This is a genomic window from Oceanicella sp. SM1341, from assembly GCF_003448965.1.
In the GTDB taxonomy this organism is placed as follows: domain Bacteria; phylum Pseudomonadota; class Alphaproteobacteria; order Rhodobacterales; family Rhodobacteraceae; genus Paroceanicella.
Map to the genome: position 1 here is coordinate 20,380 of NZ_QRGC01000034.1, position 15,784 is coordinate 36,163.

General features: G+C 70.7%; 16 protein-coding genes. 5 read left to right on the forward strand and 11 right to left on the reverse strand.

Annotated elements, in window-relative coordinates:
- Positions 1-17: 17 nt before the first annotated feature.
- The 3 genes from D3P35_RS22510 to pncA form a co-directional block, all read right to left on the reverse strand.
- Positions 18-1,136 carry an efflux RND transporter periplasmic adaptor subunit gene (locus D3P35_RS22510; RefSeq protein WP_118138156.1) on the reverse strand — a complete coding sequence of 373 codons (1,119 nt, stop codon included), beginning with the start codon at positions 1,134-1,136 and terminating at the stop codon, positions 18-20.
- 241 nt (positions 1,137-1,377) lie between these two features.
- Positions 1,378-2,667, reverse strand: coding sequence for a nicotinate phosphoribosyltransferase (gene pncB, locus D3P35_RS22515; RefSeq protein WP_118138158.1), 1,290 nt, complete (start codon positions 2,665-2,667; stop codon positions 1,378-1,380).
- 87 nt (positions 2,668-2,754) lie between these two features.
- Entirely contained in the window at positions 2,755-3,351 is a 597-nt protein-coding gene (gene pncA / locus D3P35_RS22520) for a bifunctional nicotinamidase/pyrazinamidase (RefSeq protein WP_118138160.1), read from the reverse strand.
- A 153-nt stretch (positions 3,352-3,504) separates the two neighbouring features.
- Here pncA and D3P35_RS22525 point away from each other — a divergent pair, with 153 nt between their 5' ends.
- The gene (locus D3P35_RS22525) at positions 3,505-3,795 is read left to right on the forward strand and encodes a YggT family protein (protein WP_157982271.1); all 291 of its coding nucleotides are present in this window, start codon (positions 3,505-3,507) and stop codon (positions 3,793-3,795) included.
- Positions 3,796-3,867: 72 nt separating this feature from the next.
- Here D3P35_RS22525 and D3P35_RS22530 read toward each other — a convergent pair whose 3' ends face one another.
- From D3P35_RS22530 to D3P35_RS22545, 4 genes are all read right to left on the reverse strand, one after another.
- Positions 3,868-4,659, reverse strand: coding sequence for an NAD(P)-dependent oxidoreductase (locus tag D3P35_RS22530; protein ID WP_118138164.1), 792 nt, complete (start codon positions 4,657-4,659; stop codon positions 3,868-3,870).
- A gap of 13 nt (positions 4,660-4,672) precedes the next feature.
- A complete protein-coding gene (locus D3P35_RS22535; protein ID WP_118138166.1) occupies positions 4,673-5,953 on the reverse strand; it encodes a TRAP transporter large permease in 1,281 nt (426 codons plus the stop codon).
- Positions 5,954-5,956: 3 nt separating this feature from the next.
- A complete protein-coding gene (locus tag D3P35_RS22540; RefSeq protein ID WP_118138168.1) occupies positions 5,957-6,445 on the reverse strand; it encodes a TRAP transporter small permease in 489 nt (162 codons plus the stop codon).
- Between the two features lie 106 nt (positions 6,446-6,551).
- Positions 6,552-7,517 carry a TRAP transporter substrate-binding protein gene (locus D3P35_RS22545; protein ID WP_118138170.1) on the reverse strand — a complete coding sequence of 322 codons (966 nt, stop codon included), beginning with the start codon at positions 7,515-7,517 and terminating at the stop codon, positions 6,552-6,554.
- Positions 7,518-7,672: 155 nt separating this feature from the next.
- On the opposite strand from D3P35_RS22545, the gene D3P35_RS22550 reads away from it, so the two are divergent.
- From D3P35_RS22550 to D3P35_RS22565, 4 genes are all read left to right on the forward strand, one after another.
- Positions 7,673-8,389 (forward strand): FadR/GntR family transcriptional regulator, encoded by a 717-nt coding sequence (locus D3P35_RS22550; protein WP_118138172.1) that lies wholly within the window; start codon positions 7,673-7,675, stop codon positions 8,387-8,389.
- A 69-nt stretch (positions 8,390-8,458) separates the two neighbouring features.
- On the forward strand, positions 8,459-9,373 hold the full coding sequence (gene kdgD / locus D3P35_RS22555) for a 5-dehydro-4-deoxyglucarate dehydratase (protein ID WP_118138174.1): 915 nt from the start codon (positions 8,459-8,461) through the stop codon (positions 9,371-9,373).
- Entirely contained in the window at positions 9,370-10,506 is a 1,137-nt protein-coding gene (locus tag D3P35_RS22560; protein ID WP_118138176.1) for a mandelate racemase/muconate lactonizing enzyme family protein, read from the forward strand. The genes kdgD and D3P35_RS22560 overlap by 4 nt, the downstream gene beginning before the upstream one ends.
- A 1-nt stretch (position 10,507) precedes the next feature.
- A complete protein-coding gene (locus D3P35_RS22565; protein WP_118138178.1) occupies positions 10,508-11,341 on the forward strand; it encodes an amidohydrolase family protein in 834 nt (277 codons plus the stop codon).
- A gap of 90 nt (positions 11,342-11,431) precedes the next feature.
- Here the strand turns inward: D3P35_RS22565 and D3P35_RS22570 are convergent, their stop codons facing one another.
- The 4 genes from D3P35_RS22570 to D3P35_RS22585 all read right to left on the reverse strand — a co-directional run bounded on the left by D3P35_RS22570 (position 11,432) and on the right by D3P35_RS22585 (position 15,778).
- Positions 11,432-11,779, reverse strand: a complete 348-nt coding sequence (locus D3P35_RS22570; protein WP_118138180.1) for a hypothetical protein — start codon at positions 11,777-11,779, stop codon at positions 11,432-11,434.
- Between the two features lie 246 nt (positions 11,780-12,025).
- Positions 12,026-12,577, reverse strand: coding sequence for a sarcosine oxidase subunit gamma (locus D3P35_RS22575; RefSeq protein ID WP_157982272.1), 552 nt, complete (start codon positions 12,575-12,577; stop codon positions 12,026-12,028).
- Positions 12,570-15,509, reverse strand: coding sequence for a sarcosine oxidase subunit alpha family protein (locus D3P35_RS22580; RefSeq protein ID WP_118138184.1), 2,940 nt, complete (start codon positions 15,507-15,509; stop codon positions 12,570-12,572). The genes D3P35_RS22575 and D3P35_RS22580 overlap by 8 nt, the downstream gene beginning before the upstream one ends.
- Complete coding sequence (locus D3P35_RS22585; RefSeq protein ID WP_118138186.1) at positions 15,506-15,778, reverse strand: sarcosine oxidase subunit delta; 273 nt, start codon at positions 15,776-15,778, stop codon at positions 15,506-15,508. The genes D3P35_RS22580 and D3P35_RS22585 overlap by 4 nt, the downstream gene beginning before the upstream one ends.
- Positions 15,779-15,784 lie beyond the last annotated feature (6 nt).

A 15,784-nucleotide genomic window follows, 5' to 3' on the forward strand; every position in this document is an offset into this window, starting at 1 on the left:
CGTGCTGCGCCATCGGCTCAGCCCGCCTCGGCAGGGGCGTCGATCTCGGAGATGGCGGTGCCCGGGCGCAGCTTCTGCACGCCCTCGGTCACCACCACGTCGCCCACGCCGATGCCGGAAAGCAGCACCCGGTCATCCTCGCGCTCGATCACCTTCACCGGCACCTGGCCCACGGTGCCCTCGGTCACCTTCCACACGTAGGGCCCGTCGGAGCGCCACTGCACGGCGAGGGCGGGCACCGCGACATGCGCCTCGCCGGGGAAGGCCATGATGACGTTGAAGGAGAAGCCGGGGCGCAGCGCGTCGTCCGAGTTCTCGATGGCGGCGCGCAGGCGCAGGGTGCGGCTCTCGGGGTCGATCTGGCTGTCGATGGCGGTGACGGTGCCGTTGAAGAGCTGGTCCGGCGCGGCGGGGCTGGTGGCGACGAGGGTCTGGCCCAGGCTGATGAGCGCGGCGAAGCGTTCCGGCGCGTAGAGGTCGATCTCGAGCTTGGAGCGGTCGTCGAGCACGGCGATGGCGGTGTCGGCGCCGATCAGGTCGCCCACGTCGACCTCGGAGAGGCCCATCACGCCGTCGAAGGGCGCGCGCACCAGCCGGCGCTCGAGGTCGAGCTCGGCGGTGCGCAGGTCCAGCTCGGCGCGCTGGCGGGCGCGGTCGGCCTCGTCGAGGTCGACCTGGCTCGCGATGCGGCGGCTCGCGAGCGCGGTGAGGCGCTCGAAGGCGGCCGAGGCCTCGGAGAGCGCCACCCGCGCGCGGGAGACCGCGATCTCCTCCGCGTCGCTGTCGAGCCGGGCGAGCACGGTGCCGCGGGCCACCTTCTCGCCGGGGGTGAAGCCCAGTTCCTCCACCTCGCCGGTGGAGCGGGCGAAGAGCGTGACGCTGCGCAGCGCCCGGCCGGAGCCGATGAGCCGCAGGCGGGTGGCGGCGCGCGCCTCCTCCGCCGTGGCGGTGACCACGCCGACGCTGCGCTCGGCCCGGCCGGGGGCGGCCTCCTCCGTGGCGGTGAGGGCGAGGGGGCCGGTGTCGATGCCCACGCGGCGCAAGAGGTCGCGCGCATCGGGGCTGAACGCCGCGATGCCGGCGCCCGCGGCGCCAAGCACGATGATAGAAACGATGGCCTGTCGGACCATGGACATCCGGCGCTCTCCCTGCTCCCCGTTCCCGAACGATACGTCGGTCAGCGCAGAAACCGTCGCTCACGCTTGCGTGTCCGGAGGGAAAAATGTGCGCCCGGCGGCGAATTTCCGCAAGGAGATTGAAAACTGTTGCGGCGGTGCAGCATTCTTCCGCGTCCGCAGTGGCCGCCAGGCACCGCAAGCGGGCCCGATTCAGCGATTTGTTCAGGAAACCGGGCCGAATCCCCTCCGCGCGGCGGGCTCAGACCACCACGGGCTGGGCCACCTGCCGGCCAACGCCGAACACCCGCTTGTAGCGGGTGATCTCGTCTTCGGGGCCCATGGCCTTGTTGGGATTGTCGGAGAGCTTCACCGTGGGCCGGCCATTGGCCGAGACCGCCTTGCACACCAGGCTGAACGGGTCGAGCGCGCCGCCATGCGCGAGGCCGCGGAAATCGTTGGTCAGCAGGGTGCCCCAGCCGAAGCTCACCCGCACGCGGCCGCGCAGCTTCTCGTCGAGCATGATGATCTTGTCCACGTCCAGCCCGTCGGAGAAGATGATGAGCTTGTCGCGCGGGTCCTGGCCCATGCGCTTCCACCAGGCGATGGCGGTCTCGGCGGCGGTGAGCGGGTCGCCGCTGTCGATGCGCACGCCGGTCCAGTGGGCCAGCCATTCCGGCGCGCGGGCGAAGAACCCCTCGGTGCCGTAGGTGTCGGGCAGGATGATGCGCAGGTTGCCGTCATAGTCGCGCTGCCAGTCGGCCATCACCTTGTAGGGCGCCTCGGCGAGGGCGGAATCATCCGCCGCCAGCGCGGCATAGACCATCGGCAGCTCGTGGGCGTTGGTGCCGATCGCCTCCACCTCCGAGCGCATGGCGATGAGCACGTTGGAGGTGCCGGTGAAGCGCGGGCCCAGCCCCTCGCGCATCGCCTGCACGCACCAGTCCTGCCAGAGGAAGGAATGCCGCCGCCGGGTGCCGAAATCGGCGATGCGCATGTCGAGGGGCTGCAGCCGCTGCACCTTCTCCCACACCCGCGCCATGGCCCTTGCGTAGAGCACCTGCAACTCGAACTTGCCCATCTCGCGCAGCACGGCGCGCGAGCGCAGCTCCATCATCACCGCCAGCGCCGGGATCTCCCAGAGCATGGCCTCGGCCCAGGTGCCTTCGAAGGTGAGCTCATACTGGTCGCCCCGCCGCTCCAGCTCGTATTCCGGCAGCTGCAGGTTCTCCAGCCATTCCATGAAATCGGGGCCGAACATCGAGCGGATGCCGTAGAAGGTGTTGCCGCGCAGGTAGGTGCTCTCGCCGCGCGAGAGCCGCAGGGAGCGCAGGTGGTCGAGCTGGTCGCGCAGCTCGCTCTCGTCCACCAGCCGCGCCATGGGCACCTTGTCGGAGCGGTTGATCAGGCTGAAGCGCACCCGCACGTCCGAATGGTTGCGGAAGATGCTCTGCGCCATCAGCAGCTTGTAGAAATCCGTGTCCAGAAGCGACCGCACGATGGGGTCGATCTTCCAGTTGTGGTTGTAGACACGCGTGGCGATATCGGTCATGGCGCGGTTCCCGGACAGGTATTGCCGCTCTAGAACAGGCTCGGGTCGGGTTGTCCAGCCCGTCATCCGTCGAAATGTCGCAGGGCCTCAGGCGAATACAACCCCGGCCGTGGCCATCTCTTCCTTCGCTGCGGCGAGCGAGCCCTCCATGTCGATGCCCCGGCAGGCCTCCTCGATCAGCGTCACCCCGAAGCCGAGGCGCAATGCGTCGAGCGCCGAGAACTTCACGCAGAAATCGGTGGCGAGGCCGCAGAGCGCCACCGCGCTCACCCCGCGCTCGCGCAGGTAGCCGCCGAGGCCGGTGGGGGTTTCGTGATCGTTCTCGAAGAAGGCGGAGTAGCTGTCGATGCCGGGGCGGAAGCCCTTGCGCAGCACGAGGTCGGCGTCGCGGCGCAGGTCGGGGTGGAACTCCGCGCCTTCAGTGCCCTGCACGCAATGCACGGGCCAGAGCACCTGCGGCCCGTAGGACATCTCGACCATCGAGAAGGGCTCGGCGCCCGGGTGGCTGGCGGCGAAGGAGGAGTGCCCGGCCGGGTGCCAGTCCTGCGTGAGCACGCGCACCGGGTAGCTGTCGGCCAGGCGGTTGACGAGGGGCACGATGCTGTCGCCCTCCGCCACGGCCAGCGCGCCGCCGGGGCAGAAGTCGTTCTGGATGTCGATCATCAGCAGGGCGGTGTCATGCATGCGCGGGCTCCTCGCGGCCGTGTGCCTCGGGGGCAGAGCAAAGGCCCGCCGGGGCCCCGCGTCAACCCCGTGCCGAGGCTTACCGGCGGTTAACCGGGGCCTGCGATGCTGGGCCGTGGTGAGGGAAACGGGTTCGCGGGGAGGAAGGCGCGCATGACGTCCGTGCTGGTGCTGGTCTATCACATGCTGAGCGCGCTCTGGCTGCTCATCCTGCTCCACCTGGTGATGGGCCTGCTGCTGCGTCTCCGCGTGCTGGACCATGAGGGCCCCGCCGTGCGCCGGGCCTGGAACGGGCTGAGTTCGATGCTCGACCCGCTCTACCGCCCGCTGCGCCGGGTGCTGCCCTGGCACGGGCGGGTGGATATCGCGCCGGTGGCGACCCTGTTCTTCGTGCTGGGGGTGCAGGCGATGTTCCTGCTCGCGGGCGCCGCCCGCATCATCTGAAGGGGGGGCGCCCCCCGCGGGGGGAGGCGCCGTGCCCGCGCGAGAGGCCCTGCGCGGGCGGCCCCGGGGGCCTCACTCGCCGGTGTGCGGCGCGACGGGCCAGACCCCGCCCTGGTAGACGACCGCGGGGTCGTCATGGCTGCGGGCCGGGTCGGCGGCTTCCACCTCGGCGCGGAACTGCTCGGAGGAATGTTGCGGCACCCAGCCCAGGAAGGCGGCGTGGGAATTGTCCCACCACATGTCGCGGTTGGCCGAGGCGCCGTAGACCATGGTGCAGCCGGTGCGCGGCGCCTCGCGGATGCGCTTGACCAGGCTCACGAAATCCTCCGGCGCCAGCCAGGTGGAGAGCATGCGGCGGTCCTTCGGCCTGGGGAAGCAGGAGCCGATGCGCACCGACACGCTCTCCACCCCGAACTTGTCCCAGTAATAGCGGGCCATGGTCTCGCCCATCGCCTTCGACAGGCCGTAGAGACTGTCGGGGCGCATGTCGGAGGCGCCGTCGAGCAGCGTCTCGCGGGTGTGGAAGCCGATGGCGTGGTTGGAGGAGGCGAAGAGCACCCGCGCCGGGCCCAGCCGCCGCGCCGCGTCGAAGATGTTGAAGGCGCCGCGGATGTTGGACTGCTCGATCACGTCCCAGGTGTTCTCAACCGACATGCCGCCCAGATGCACGATGTAGGAGCAGCCCTCCACCAGCGCGTCCACCGCCGCGCGGTCGGCGAGGTCGCAGCGCACGATCTCCTCGCCCTCGCGGGCGGGGGCCATTTCGGAGAGGTCGGAGAGCCGCAGGGGCGCGTAGCCCTGCAGCGCCTCGCGCAGCATGGCGCCGACGCCGCCGGCAGCTCCGGTGATCAGGATGCGGGTCATTGGGCTTCCTTCTTCAGTCCATGAGGTTCGGCAGCGTCATCGACACGGCCGGAATGAATGTGGTGGCCGCGAGCGCCACCAGGATGGCCGCGTAGAACGGCCAGATGGTGAGCACCACGCGCTCGATCCTTTCCTGCCCGATCACGCAGCCGATGAACAGGCAGGCGCCCACGGGCGGCGTGCACAGGCCCAGCCCGAGATTCATCATCAGGACCATGCCGAACTGGATCGGGTCCATGCCGAAGCCGGTGACCACGGGCAGGAAGATCGGCGTGCAGATCAGGATCAGCGCCGCCATGTCCATGATCATGCCGAGCACCAGCAGCATCACGTTGAGGATCAGCATGATCACGATCGGGTTCGAGGAGATGGAGGTGAGCGCGTCGGCCAGCACCTCGGGCACCCGGTAGAGGGCGAGCAGGTAGGCGAAGGCCGTGGCGCAGCCCACCAGCACCATCACCATCGCCGTGGTGCGCACCGAGTTCAGCACCGCAGTCTTGAACCCTTCCCAGCTCAGCGAGCGGTAGACGATGAGCGTGACGAGGATGGCCCAGATCACCCCCATGGCGCCGGATTCCGTCACCGTCACGATGCCCGAGAGCACGCCACCCACGATGATAACCGCGGTGAGCAGCCCCGGCAGCGCCGAGACGAAGCTCGCCAGCAGCACCATGCCGCCGGGGAAGGGCTCGGACGGGTAGCCGCGCCGCCGCGCCACCAGGTAGGCCGCCACCGCGAGGCAGCAGCACATCACGAAGCCCGGCACGATGCCGGCGATGAACAGTTTCGACACCGAGATGCCGCCGCCCGCCGCCACCGCGTAGAGGATCATGTTGTGGCTCGGCGGGATCATGATACCAGCGATTGAGGAGGTGACGGTCACATTCACCGCGTAATCGCTGTCATAGCCCTTCTCCTTCATCGTGGGGATGAGGATGGAGCCGAGCGCCGAGACATCGGCGACCGCCGAGCCGGAGATGCCGCCGAACAGCATGGAGGCGAAGACGTTCACCTGCCCCAGCCCGCCGCGGATATGGCCCACGGCGGCAAAGGCCACCTTCACCAGCCGGCTGGCGATGCCGCCGTGCAGCATCAGCTCGCCCGCGAAGACGAAGAAGGGAATGGCCAGCAGGCTGAACACCGACACGCCGGAGACGATGCGCTGGAAGCCGATCATCATCGGCAGGCCCTCGTAGGCAAACACCGACATGGCCGAGATGCCCAGGGCGAAGGCCACCGGCACGCCGGTGACCACGAGTACGGCGAAAAGGCCGAGCAGGAGAGCGAGACCCATGGCTTACTCCTCCACGCCGGCGCGCAGGCGGCGCAGGATGCGCGCGCCGCAGAACAGCACGACGAGCACGCCGCAGACCACCAGCGGCAGGCTGCGCAGCCCCTCGGGCCAGCCCAGCAGCGGGATCTTGGCGCGCCACTTGAACAACACGAGCTGCCAGGTGAACCAGGCCATGGCCAGCGCGAACAGCGCCAGCACCAGGTCGTTGAACACCGACACCCAGAGCCGGCCGCGCGGCGGCAGGGCGTCGCGGAAGAAATCCACGCTCAGGTGGCCCTCGTCATGCACCACCACCGCGGCGCCGAGAAAGCTGATGAACACCACCAGCAGCAGCGCGAGCTGCTCCACCCATGTGGGCGTGGAGTTCATCACGTAGCGCCCCCACACCAGCCAGCCGAAGATGGCGATGAGAAGCACGAGGCCCGCCCCGGCTATCCAGAGCACGAGGGCGGAGAGGCCGTCCAGCAGACGATCGAGGGCAGAGCGGGGCATGGGGCGTTCCGGGTTCGGGGAAGGGGGGAGGCCGCCCCGCGTGCCGCAGCCGGGGAGGCCGGTGCGGGCGGGCAGGGGCCTCGGCGCCCGCCCGCCCGCGCGCGTGTCATTCGGTGGCCTGGATTTCCTTCACCAGCCCGTCGAGGCTCGGATGCTCCTCGAGGAACCTGGCGTAGACCGGCTCCATCGCCTTCTGGAAGGCGGCCTTGTCGGCGACCTCGTTGAACTTCACGCCCGCGGCCTCGACCTTCTTCTGGCTCTCGTCCGAGCGCTCGGCCCAGAGCTGGCGCTGCAGGGTGGCGCTCTCGCGCGCGGCGGTCTTCACGATCTCCTGGTCCTCGGCGGAGAGGCCGTTGTAGAGATCGGCGTTGATGCACAGGCACTCGGGGATGATCAGGTGGTTGGTGGCCGAGTAGTAGCCGGCAACCTCGTAGTGGTTGGTCGATTCGTAGGAGGGCCAGTTGTTCTCCGCCCCGTCCACCACGCCGGTCTTGAGCGACTGGTAGACCTCGCCGAAGGCCATCGGCGTCGCGTTGCCGCCGAGCGCCTCGACCATGCCCACGAACATCTCGTTGTTCATCACCCGCATCTTCATGCCGGTGAGGTCCTGCGGCTCGTTGATCGGGTGCCTGGTGTTGTAGAAGGAGCGCGAGCCGCTGTCGTACCAGGCGAGGGCCACGAGGCCTTCCTCTTCCATCGCCGCCGAGATCTCCTCGCCGATCGGCCCGTCCATCACGCGGTGCATGTGGTCGAGGTCCTTGAAGATGAACGGCAGCGAGACGACATTGGTCGCCTCCACGATCGGGCCCATGGGGCCGAGGTTGAACACCGCGAAGTCGATGCCGCCGAGGCGCACCTGCTCGATGGCGTCGGGCTGGTCGCCCAGGATGCCGGAATGGTAGGTGCGGGCGGTGAGGCGGCCGTCGGTGCGCTCGTCGAGCAGCTCGCCGAACTTGTCCATGCCCTGCGACACCGGGTACTCCGGCACGTGGATGTTCCATCCCCGCCATTCGGCGGCGGCGCTGGTGGCCGTGAGGGCCAGCGCGCAGAGGGGGGCGACGATCTTGAGCATGAGTGGTTTCCTCCCGGGGGTCGCTGCGGCCTTGGGCCGCTGTTTGCTGTTGCAGTCATCCTATGTGTGGTATGATGACCTGTCAATGTGGCGCAATTGAAGCCCGCCGCCACACCACCTATGGTGGACGTCACGTCAGCAACGGGGACCTGTCCATGAAAGCCAGCGCCGAGATCCGCCGCCCGCGGGAGAATCTGACCCAGAAGGTGACCGGCATCCTGCGCGAGCGCATCGAGACCGGCGCGCTGCGCCCGGGCGACAAGCTGCCCACCGAGCAGGGGCTGATCGCCGAGTTCGGCGTGTCGCGCACGGTGATTCGCGAGGCGATCTCCGGCCTGCGCGCCGACGGGCTGGTCGAGCCGCGCCACGGCGTGGGCGTCTTCGTGCTCGACAGGCCGGCGCCGGCGTCGGGCCTCGAGATGCTGCGCGGCAGCCTCGACCGGCTGTCCTCGATCATCGAGATCCTCGAATTGCGCACCGCAACGGAGATCGAGGCCGCCGGCATCGCCGCCGAGCGCGCTTCCCCCGCCCAGCAGGCCCGCATCCGCGAGGCCTGCGCCGAGATCACCCGCGCCGTGTCCCGCGGCGAGCGGGCCGAGGCGGCGGATTTCGCCTTCCACCTCACCATCATGGAAGCCACGAACAACCCGCTGTTTCCGGAGTTCCTGCAATTCCTCGGCCAGCGCACCATCCCGCGCTCGCAGATCACCAGCACCGTGCCGGAGGGCTATCTCGAGCGCATCCAGGCCGAGCACATGTCCATCGTCGAGGCCATCGCGGCGGGCGACGTGGAGCGCGCCCGCTCGGCCATGCGAACCCACCTGCGCGGCTCGCTGGTGCGCTACGAGACCCTGCTGCGCAGCATTCGATGATGTCTCTTGACTAAGTCATCATATGACTTATTCTGAGCCGGAAAACGACGGCCAGGAGGAAATGCGCCCGTGTCCCTCAATGATCTGAAAACCCGCATCGGCAGCGGCCTGCTGTCGTTCCCCGTCACGCCCTTCCACGCCGACCTCACGATGGACGGCAAGGGCCTGGCGAACCACGTGGAGTGGCTGTCGCAGTTCGACGCCGCGGCGCTGTTCGTGGCCGGCGGCACCGGCGAGTTCCACTCCCTCGCGCCCTCCGAGGTGGTCGAGGCGGTGAAGATCGCGAAATCGGTCTCCGGCGACATGCCGATCATCTCCGGCTGCGGCTATGGCCACCGGCTGGCCATCGACATCGCCCAGGCCGCCGAAGCCGCGGGCGCCGACGCCATCCTGCTGCTGCCGCATTACCTGATCTTCGCCAACCAGCAGGGCCTGTTCGACCACGTGAAGGCGGTGTGCGACGCGGTGAAGATCGGCGTCATCGTCTACAACCGCGACAATGCCCAGCTGAAGGCCGACACGCTGGCGAAGCTCTGCGCCGCCTGCCCGAACCTGATCGGCTTCAAGGACGGCTCGGGCGACATCCACACCGTGCGCCACATCACCTGCACCCTGGGCGACCGCCTCACCTACATCGGCGGCATGCCCACGCATGAGCTCTTCGCCCAGGCCTACAACGGCGCCGGCGTCACCACCTATTCCTCGGCGATCTACAACTTCGCGCCCGAGCTGGCGCTGAGCTTCTACGCCGCCCTGCGCGCCGGCGACAACGCGAAGATGGAGGAGATCCTGAAGGGCTTCTTCTACCCGTTCGCCGCGGTGCGCGACCGCTCGCCGGGCTATGCCGTGTCGATCATCAAGGCCGGCCTGAAGCTCATCGGGCGTGACCCCGGCCCGGTGCGCCCGCCGCTCACCAACCTCACGGAGGAGGAGCTGGAGATGTTCCGCCCCGTCATCAACCGGTACGTGCTGGAACACGCATGAGCCGGATAGCCGAGGTCTCGGTCCACCTGCTCGACACCGCGCTGGAAGAGCCGTTCCAGAGCGCCACCGGGCAGTTCGACCGCAGGCAGCACTGCCTCGTCGAGATCACCTGCGAGGACGGCACGACGGGCTGGGGCGAATGCCTCGGCCCGGCGCTGCCGAATGCCGCCATGGTGCGCGCGATGCGGCCGTTGCTGATCGGGCAGGAGGCAGGGCGGATCGAGCCGCTCTGGCTCCTGCTCTACAATTCCTTCCGCGACCAGGGCCAGACCGGCCTCACCGTCACCGCCCTCTCGGGCATCGACATCGCGCTGTGGGACATCGCCGGCAAGCGCTTCGGCGTGCCCTGCCACGAGCTGCTCGGCGGTGCCTTCCGCACCGAGGTGCCGGCCTATGCCACCGGCGGTTTCCGCCGGCTGAAGCCCGGCCGCCCGGCCTATCTCGCCGAGGAAACCGCTGCTTACGTGGCGCAGGGTTTCGGCGCGGTGAAGATCAAGATCGGCTATGACATCGCCGAGGACATCGCCGCCATCCGCGCCGTGCGCGAGGCGATCGGCCCCGACATCGGCTTCATGATCGACGCCAACCACGGCTATGACGCGATCGAGGCACTGAAGCTCGCCCGCGCCGTGGCCGATTGCGATATCGGCTGGTTCGAGGAGCCGGTGGTGCCGGAGGATTTCGAGGGCTACCGCGCCCTGCGCGCCGGCCAGCCCATCCCCGTGGCGGGCGGCGAGACCTGGCACACCCGCTGGGGCTTCGCGCGCGCCATCGCGGCACGGGTGGTCGACATCCTGCAGCCCGATGTCTGCGGCATGGGCGGGCTCTCGGAAGCAAAGAAGGTCTCCGACATGGCCTCCGCCGCCTCCATCCGGGTGATCCCGCATTGCTGGGGCACTGGCGTGGCGGTGGCGGCGGGGCTGCAATACCTCGCCATCCTGCCGGATTACCCCTCGCGCCACGAGCCGCGCCAGCCGATGCTGGAGTTCGACCAGACCCCGAACCCCTTCCGCATGGCGGTGCTCACCGAGCCCATCACCCACACGGGCGGCGTGGTGAAGGTGCCCGATGGCCCCGGCCTCGGCATCGAGATCGACCGCGCGGCGCTTGCCCGCTACGCCATGGAGGCCTGAGATGCGCAACACCGACGGCCCGGCGTCGAAGCTGAAGGCGCCCGCGGGCGCCACCGACTGCCACATCCACATCTACTATCCCGGCGTGCCCTCCGCCCCCGGAGGCCCGCCGGTGCCCGAGCCGGCAACGCCCGAGGACTACCGCCGGCTGATGGCCCGGCTGGGGCTGAGCCGGGTCGTGGTCACCCAGTCCAACGCCTTCCAGGCCGACAACACCTGCACCCTGCGCGCGCTGGAGGAATTCGGCGACATCGCCCGCGGCGTGGTGGCCGTGACGCCGGACACCACCGAGGCCGAGATCGCCCGCTGGCACGAGGCCGGCGCCCGCGGCGCGCGCATCATGGACCTCGGCGGCGCCGCCCGGCTCGACGTGGCCCATGCCGTGGCCGAGAAGGTGAAGCCCTACGGCTGGCACCTGATGGTGCAGTTCGACGGCCGCGACTTCGAGCGCCACGAGGCCGCCCTCACCGCCCTGCCGGTGCCCTTCATCATCGACCATGTCGGCAAGTTCCTCGAGCCGGTGGCCCCCGACAGCCCGGCGATGGACGCCTTCCTGCGGGTGCTCAAGCGCGAGGACACCTGGGCCAAGCTCTGCGCCGGCTACGAGACCTCGCAGCGGGCGGACTGGTCGGACGTGGGCGCCATGGCGGCCCGCATCGTCGAGGCGGTGCCCGACCGGCTGCTCTGGGGCTCGAACTGGCCGCATGTGGGGGTGAAGCCCGGCACCGCGCCCGACGATGCCGCCCTGCTCGACCTCATGCTCGACTGGGTGCCCGACGAGACCACCCGCAACCGCATGCTGGTCGACACGCCCGCCGCGCTCTACGGGTTCTGAGCCCGGGCGCATGTCACGTGCAGATGTGAAAAGAGCCTGCCGCGGGGGCCCCGCGGCAGGCTCTTTCCGTTCCGGCCCGGGGGCCGGGCCTCAGTTGGTGAGGTCGGACTGCACCGGCGCCGCGGTCACGCGCAGCGCGCCGGCCTCGCGCTCGAAGCTGTAGGCGGTGCCCGCCTGGCCCGGCAGGCCGAAGACCACGCGGTCTTCCGCGCCGAGGCGCATCTGCAGCAGGCGCGGCGCGGCCTCTTCACCGCGCTCGGTGTAATAGGCGACCACCTCGAGCGCGTCGTCTTCGGCGGGCAGCCAGTAGACCGACATGTCGACGGCACCGGCATGCAGGGTGCCGCCGCTCATCGGGGTGGCGAGGGTGAGCGTGTCCGCCTGGGCGGCCACGGAAGCGGTTGCGCCCAGCAGGGCGGCGAGGATCATGGTTTTCATCGCAATCACTTTCGGGTCTGAGGGGTGGCGGCACGCATTCCGCCTCTTGTGCAGTGCAATATGATACGGGGCAGGCGCCACGAAAATCGCCAAAGACGAATAGCGGCCATGCGCGAGATACCAAGGAATACTGGATAAAATTGTGAGGAGTCTCACAATGGCCCGCGCCAAGGCATTGTGCAGGCGCAGCATTTCTGTGGGGGGCCCTGCAAGGGGGGCGCGGCATCCTGCCCCCGGTCCGGGCCTTCAGCCGGCGCCGAGACCCTGCTGGGCGGCGATGCTGCGCATGGCCGCGCCGATCTCGTGCACCGTCCAGGCCGCCGAGGAGCGCGGCAGCAGCAGGCCGAATCCCTCCCCCTCGCGGGTGATCAGCGCGCGGGAATGCGCGAGCTCGGTCGGCGCGGCGGAGGCAGGCGTGAGGCTGCGCGCATCGAGCGGGCAGAGCCGGGCCAGCACCGCCTCCGCGTCCGGGCCGGTGAGGATGAGCTCGGCCCAGGCGTCGCTCTCGTCGGTCACGCCGGCGAGGCCGTGCAGGCGCGGGGCGAGGGCGGCGGCCTCCGCCCCCAGCGCCAGCCAGGCGCCGCGCCCGGACCAGAGCAGGGTGGCATGCGGCGTCTCCGCCCGACCCTGCGGCGCGGGCAGCGGCCCGCCCAGCACCTCCGAGAGCGCCGCCGCCCGGCCGCGAAACGGGCGCAGCCCGGTCTTCGCGCGGTGCGGTCGCTCGGCGAGGGTGCAGCGGCCGGCCTGAAGCGCGGCAAAGCCGGGGCCGAGCGGGCTCAGGTGTCGCAGGTCAGCCACGCAGTCTCTCCCCCTCCGGATCCACGAAATGCGGCGCGCAGATCTCCACCTCGATGTCGGCGCCGCGCAGCAGGTCGACCATGCGGATCACCTCGCCACGCCGGGCGCGGCCGTTCACCACGAAACCGAGCCCGATCATGTGCCCCAGCACCGGCGAATGGCAGACCGAAGTGAGGTCGCCCTGCTCCTCCGCCGCCACCGCCTCGGCGCCGCGGTTGAGGAACTTCGCGCCGGCGAGCAGCTTCGCGCCCGGGTCCACCGGCTTCACCCCCACCAGCTGCGCGCGCTCCGGCCCGTTCAGCCCCGGCCGGGCGGCGCCGGCGCGGCCGATATAGTCCTTCTTCGAGGACATCATCTTCGCGAAGCCGCAGTCGAACGCGGTGGTGCGCCCGTGCAGCTCGGCCCCCGTCACATGGCCCTTCTCGATGCGCAGCACGTTGAGCGCCTCCATGCCGTAGAGCCCGCCGCCGAGCGCCTCGGCCTCCTCCGCCAGCAGGCGGGCCAGCGCGTCGCCATGGCCCGAGGGCACCGCGATCTCCCAGGCGCGCTCGCCGGAGAAGGAGATGCGGAACAGCCGCCCCGGCACGCCCGCCACGCTCACCGACCCGCAGGCCATGAAGGGGAAGGCGGCGTCGGAGACATCCTCGGCCACCACCCGCTCCAGCAGCGCCCGGCCCTTCGGCCCCGCCACGGCAAACTGCGCCCATCCTTCGGTCACCGAGGCGCAGACCGCGTCGAGCTCCGGCCAGAGCACCTGCAGGCAGAACTCGAGGTGGCGCAGCACCGGGCCCGCGTTCGCCGTGGTGGTGGTCATCACGTAATGCCCGGGGCCGAGGCAGGCGGTGGTGCCGTCGTCGAAGACGAACCCGTCCTCGCGCAGCATCACCCCGTAGCGCACCCGCCCGGGCGCGAGAGTGGAGAAGGTGCCGGTATAGACCCGGTCGAGCAGGGCGGCCGCATCGGGGCCGGTGATCTCGATCTTGCCCAGGGTGGAGACGTCGGACACCCCCACCGCCTCGCGCACGAAGCCCACCTCGCGGTCGCAGGCATCGCGCCAGCTGGTGTCGCCCGCCTGCGGGAAGTAAGCCGCGCGCTTCCACAGCCCGGCCTCGATCATTGGCGCGCCGCGCGCGCGGGCCAGCGCGTTCGACGGCGCTTCGCGCACCGGCTGGAAGGCGCCGCGGGCGTGGCGGCCGGCCAGCGCGGCGAGGGTCACCGGCGTGTAGGGCGGGCGGAAGGTGGTGGTGCCCACCTCCTCCGGGCCGCGGCCGGTGAGGGCGCCGAGCACGCCGAGCGCCAGCACGTTGCCGGTCTTGCCCTGGTCGGTGGCCATGCCCAGCGTGGTGTAGCGCTTGAGGTGCTCGGGCGCGCCGAAGGCCTCGTCGCGCGCGGTGGCGATGTCCTTGGTGGTCACGTCGTTCTGCAGGTCGACCCAGGCGCGGCCGCGCGCCGGCACCGCCCAGAGCGGGGTGAGGCGGGGGGGCATGTCCTCGGCCTCCGGCAGGGGCAGGCCGGGCGCGGTCCGGCCCAGTTCGGCGAGGGCTTCGGCCGCCGCCGCCTGCCCGCCGGCCAGCGCGCCCGCGGTGGTGAACACGCCCGCCGCCGCCCCGGCCACGCGCAGGCCCGGCACATGGGCGGCGGAGGGCACGAAGGCGGCGAGGCCCGGGTCCCACTCCGGCCGGCCGCCAAGATGGGCGGTGAGGTGCAGCGTGGGGTTCCAGCCGCCGGAGACGGCGAGGCAATCCACCGCGAGCTGCTCCGTGCGGCTGCCTGCGCGCAAGGTCAGGCCGGTGAGGCCGCGGCGGCCGGCGGTGTCGGTCACCACCGCGCCGGTGATCACCCGGCCGGAAAGGGTGGGCGGGCTCACGCCCTCGCGGCTGTCGATGAGCGCGGCGAGGGTGAGGCCCGCCGCCTCCACCGCCTGCGCGGTGCGCCAGCCGTCGTCGTTGTTGGTGAACACCGCCACGCGCTGCCCCGGCGCCACCCCGAAGCGGGTGATGTAGCTGCGCAGGGCGGAGGCCAGCATCACCCCCGGCCGGTCGTTGCCCGGAAAGGCCACCGGCCGCTCGATCGCCCCGGCGCAGAGCACTGCCGCCTGCGCGCGGATGCGCCAGTGGGTCTCGCGCGGGCAGCCCTCGGGCGGGGCGGCGAGATGGCCCGCCACCTCCTGCACCGCGCCGTACATGCCGCCGTCATAGGCGCCGAACACGGTGGTGCGCGGCATCAGCGTGACATTGGGCATGGCCGAGAGCCGGGCCACCGTGTGCGCCGCCCAGGCATGCGGGGCGGCGCCGGCGAGCGGGGCGGTCTCGGCGTTGAGCCGGCCGCCGAGGGTGAAATCCTCGTCGGCGAGGATCACCCGCGCACCGGCCTCGCCCGCCTCCAGCGCCGCCATCAGCCCGGCGGGGCCGGCGCCGATCACCAGCAGGTCGGCATGGGCGAAGGCCTGGTCGTAGACATCCGGGTCGTCCTGCCCCGCGAGCCGCCCCAGCCCCGCCGCGCGGCGGATCAGCGGCTCGTAGACCCGCTCCCAGAAGCTCTTCGGCCACATGAAGGTCTTGTAGTAGAAGCCCGCGCCCAGCAGGGGGGCGGCGAGGTCGTTCACCGCCATCAGGTCGAAGGCGGGGGAGGGCCAGGCGTTCTGGCTGCGCGCCACGAGGCCCTCGGTGAGCATCACCCGGGTGGCCCGCGTGTTGGGCGTGCGCCGCGCGCCCACGCCGATCTCCATCAGGGCGTTCGGCTCCTCCGAGCCGGCGGAGAAGATGCCCCGCGGCCGGTGATACTTGAACGACCGCCCCACCAGCCGCACGCCATTGGCCAGCAGCGCGGAGGCCAGCGTGTCGCCCGGGTGGCCGGAAAGGCGCCGGCCGTCGAAGGTGAAGGAGAGCCGGCGCGAGCGGTCGACCAGCCCGCCGGAGGCGAGCCGGCTCATGCGCCCCCCTCCGCGCCCTCGCCGGCGAGGGCGGCGCCCATCACCTCATGGGTGAGCGTGTTGCGGGTGACGACGAGCCAGGCGGCGCAGCCGAGCTCGTGGTACGACAGCTCGCGGTGCGGCCCGGCGGGGTTCTCGCGCAGGTGCAGGTAGGCATGCGCGGCCTCGGGGCCTGCGTCGAAGCCCGGGCGGTGCATCAGCGCGGCATCGCCCCAGGGGGTGAACTCGCGCAGGTCGCGCTCGCCGCAGAGGGGGCAGGGGATGCGCATCCGTCG

Bases quoted from the DNA above. Each gene is read 5' to 3' on its own strand.
- D3P35_RS22510 (WP_118138156.1), bottom strand. From the start codon at position 1,136: ATGTCCATGGTCCGACAGGCCATCGTTTCTATCATCGTGCTTGGCGCC.
- pncB (WP_118138158.1), bottom strand. From the start codon at position 2,667: ATGACCGATATCGCCACGCGTGTCTACAACCACAACTGGAAGATCGAC.
- pncA (WP_118138160.1), bottom strand. From the start codon at position 3,351: ATGCATGACACCGCCCTGCTGATGATCGACATCCAGAACGACTTCTGC.
- D3P35_RS22525 (WP_157982271.1), top strand. From the start codon at position 3,505: ATGACGTCCGTGCTGGTGCTGGTCTATCACATGCTGAGCGCGCTCTGG.
- D3P35_RS22530 (WP_118138164.1), bottom strand. From the start codon at position 4,659: ATGACCCGCATCCTGATCACCGGAGCTGCCGGCGGCGTCGGCGCCATG.
- D3P35_RS22535 (WP_118138166.1), bottom strand. From the start codon at position 5,953: ATGGGTCTCGCTCTCCTGCTCGGCCTTTTCGCCGTACTCGTGGTCACC.
- D3P35_RS22540 (WP_118138168.1), bottom strand. From the start codon at position 6,445: ATGCCCCGCTCTGCCCTCGATCGTCTGCTGGACGGCCTCTCCGCCCTC.
- D3P35_RS22545 (WP_118138170.1), bottom strand. From the start codon at position 7,517: ATGCTCAAGATCGTCGCCCCCCTCTGCGCGCTGGCCCTCACGGCCACC.
- D3P35_RS22550 (WP_118138172.1), top strand. From the start codon at position 7,673: ATGAAAGCCAGCGCCGAGATCCGCCGCCCGCGGGAGAATCTGACCCAG.
- D3P35_RS22560 (WP_118138176.1), top strand. From the start codon at position 9,370: ATGAGCCGGATAGCCGAGGTCTCGGTCCACCTGCTCGACACCGCGCTG.
- D3P35_RS22565 (WP_118138178.1), top strand. From the start codon at position 10,508: ATGCGCAACACCGACGGCCCGGCGTCGAAGCTGAAGGCGCCCGCGGGC.
- D3P35_RS22570 (WP_118138180.1), bottom strand. From the start codon at position 11,779: ATGAAAACCATGATCCTCGCCGCCCTGCTGGGCGCAACCGCTTCCGTG.
- D3P35_RS22580 (WP_118138184.1), bottom strand. From the start codon at position 15,509: ATGAGCCGGCTCGCCTCCGGCGGGCTGGTCGACCGCTCGCGCCGGCTC.
- D3P35_RS22585 (WP_118138186.1), bottom strand. From the start codon at position 15,778: ATGCGCATCCCCTGCCCCCTCTGCGGCGAGCGCGACCTGCGCGAGTTC.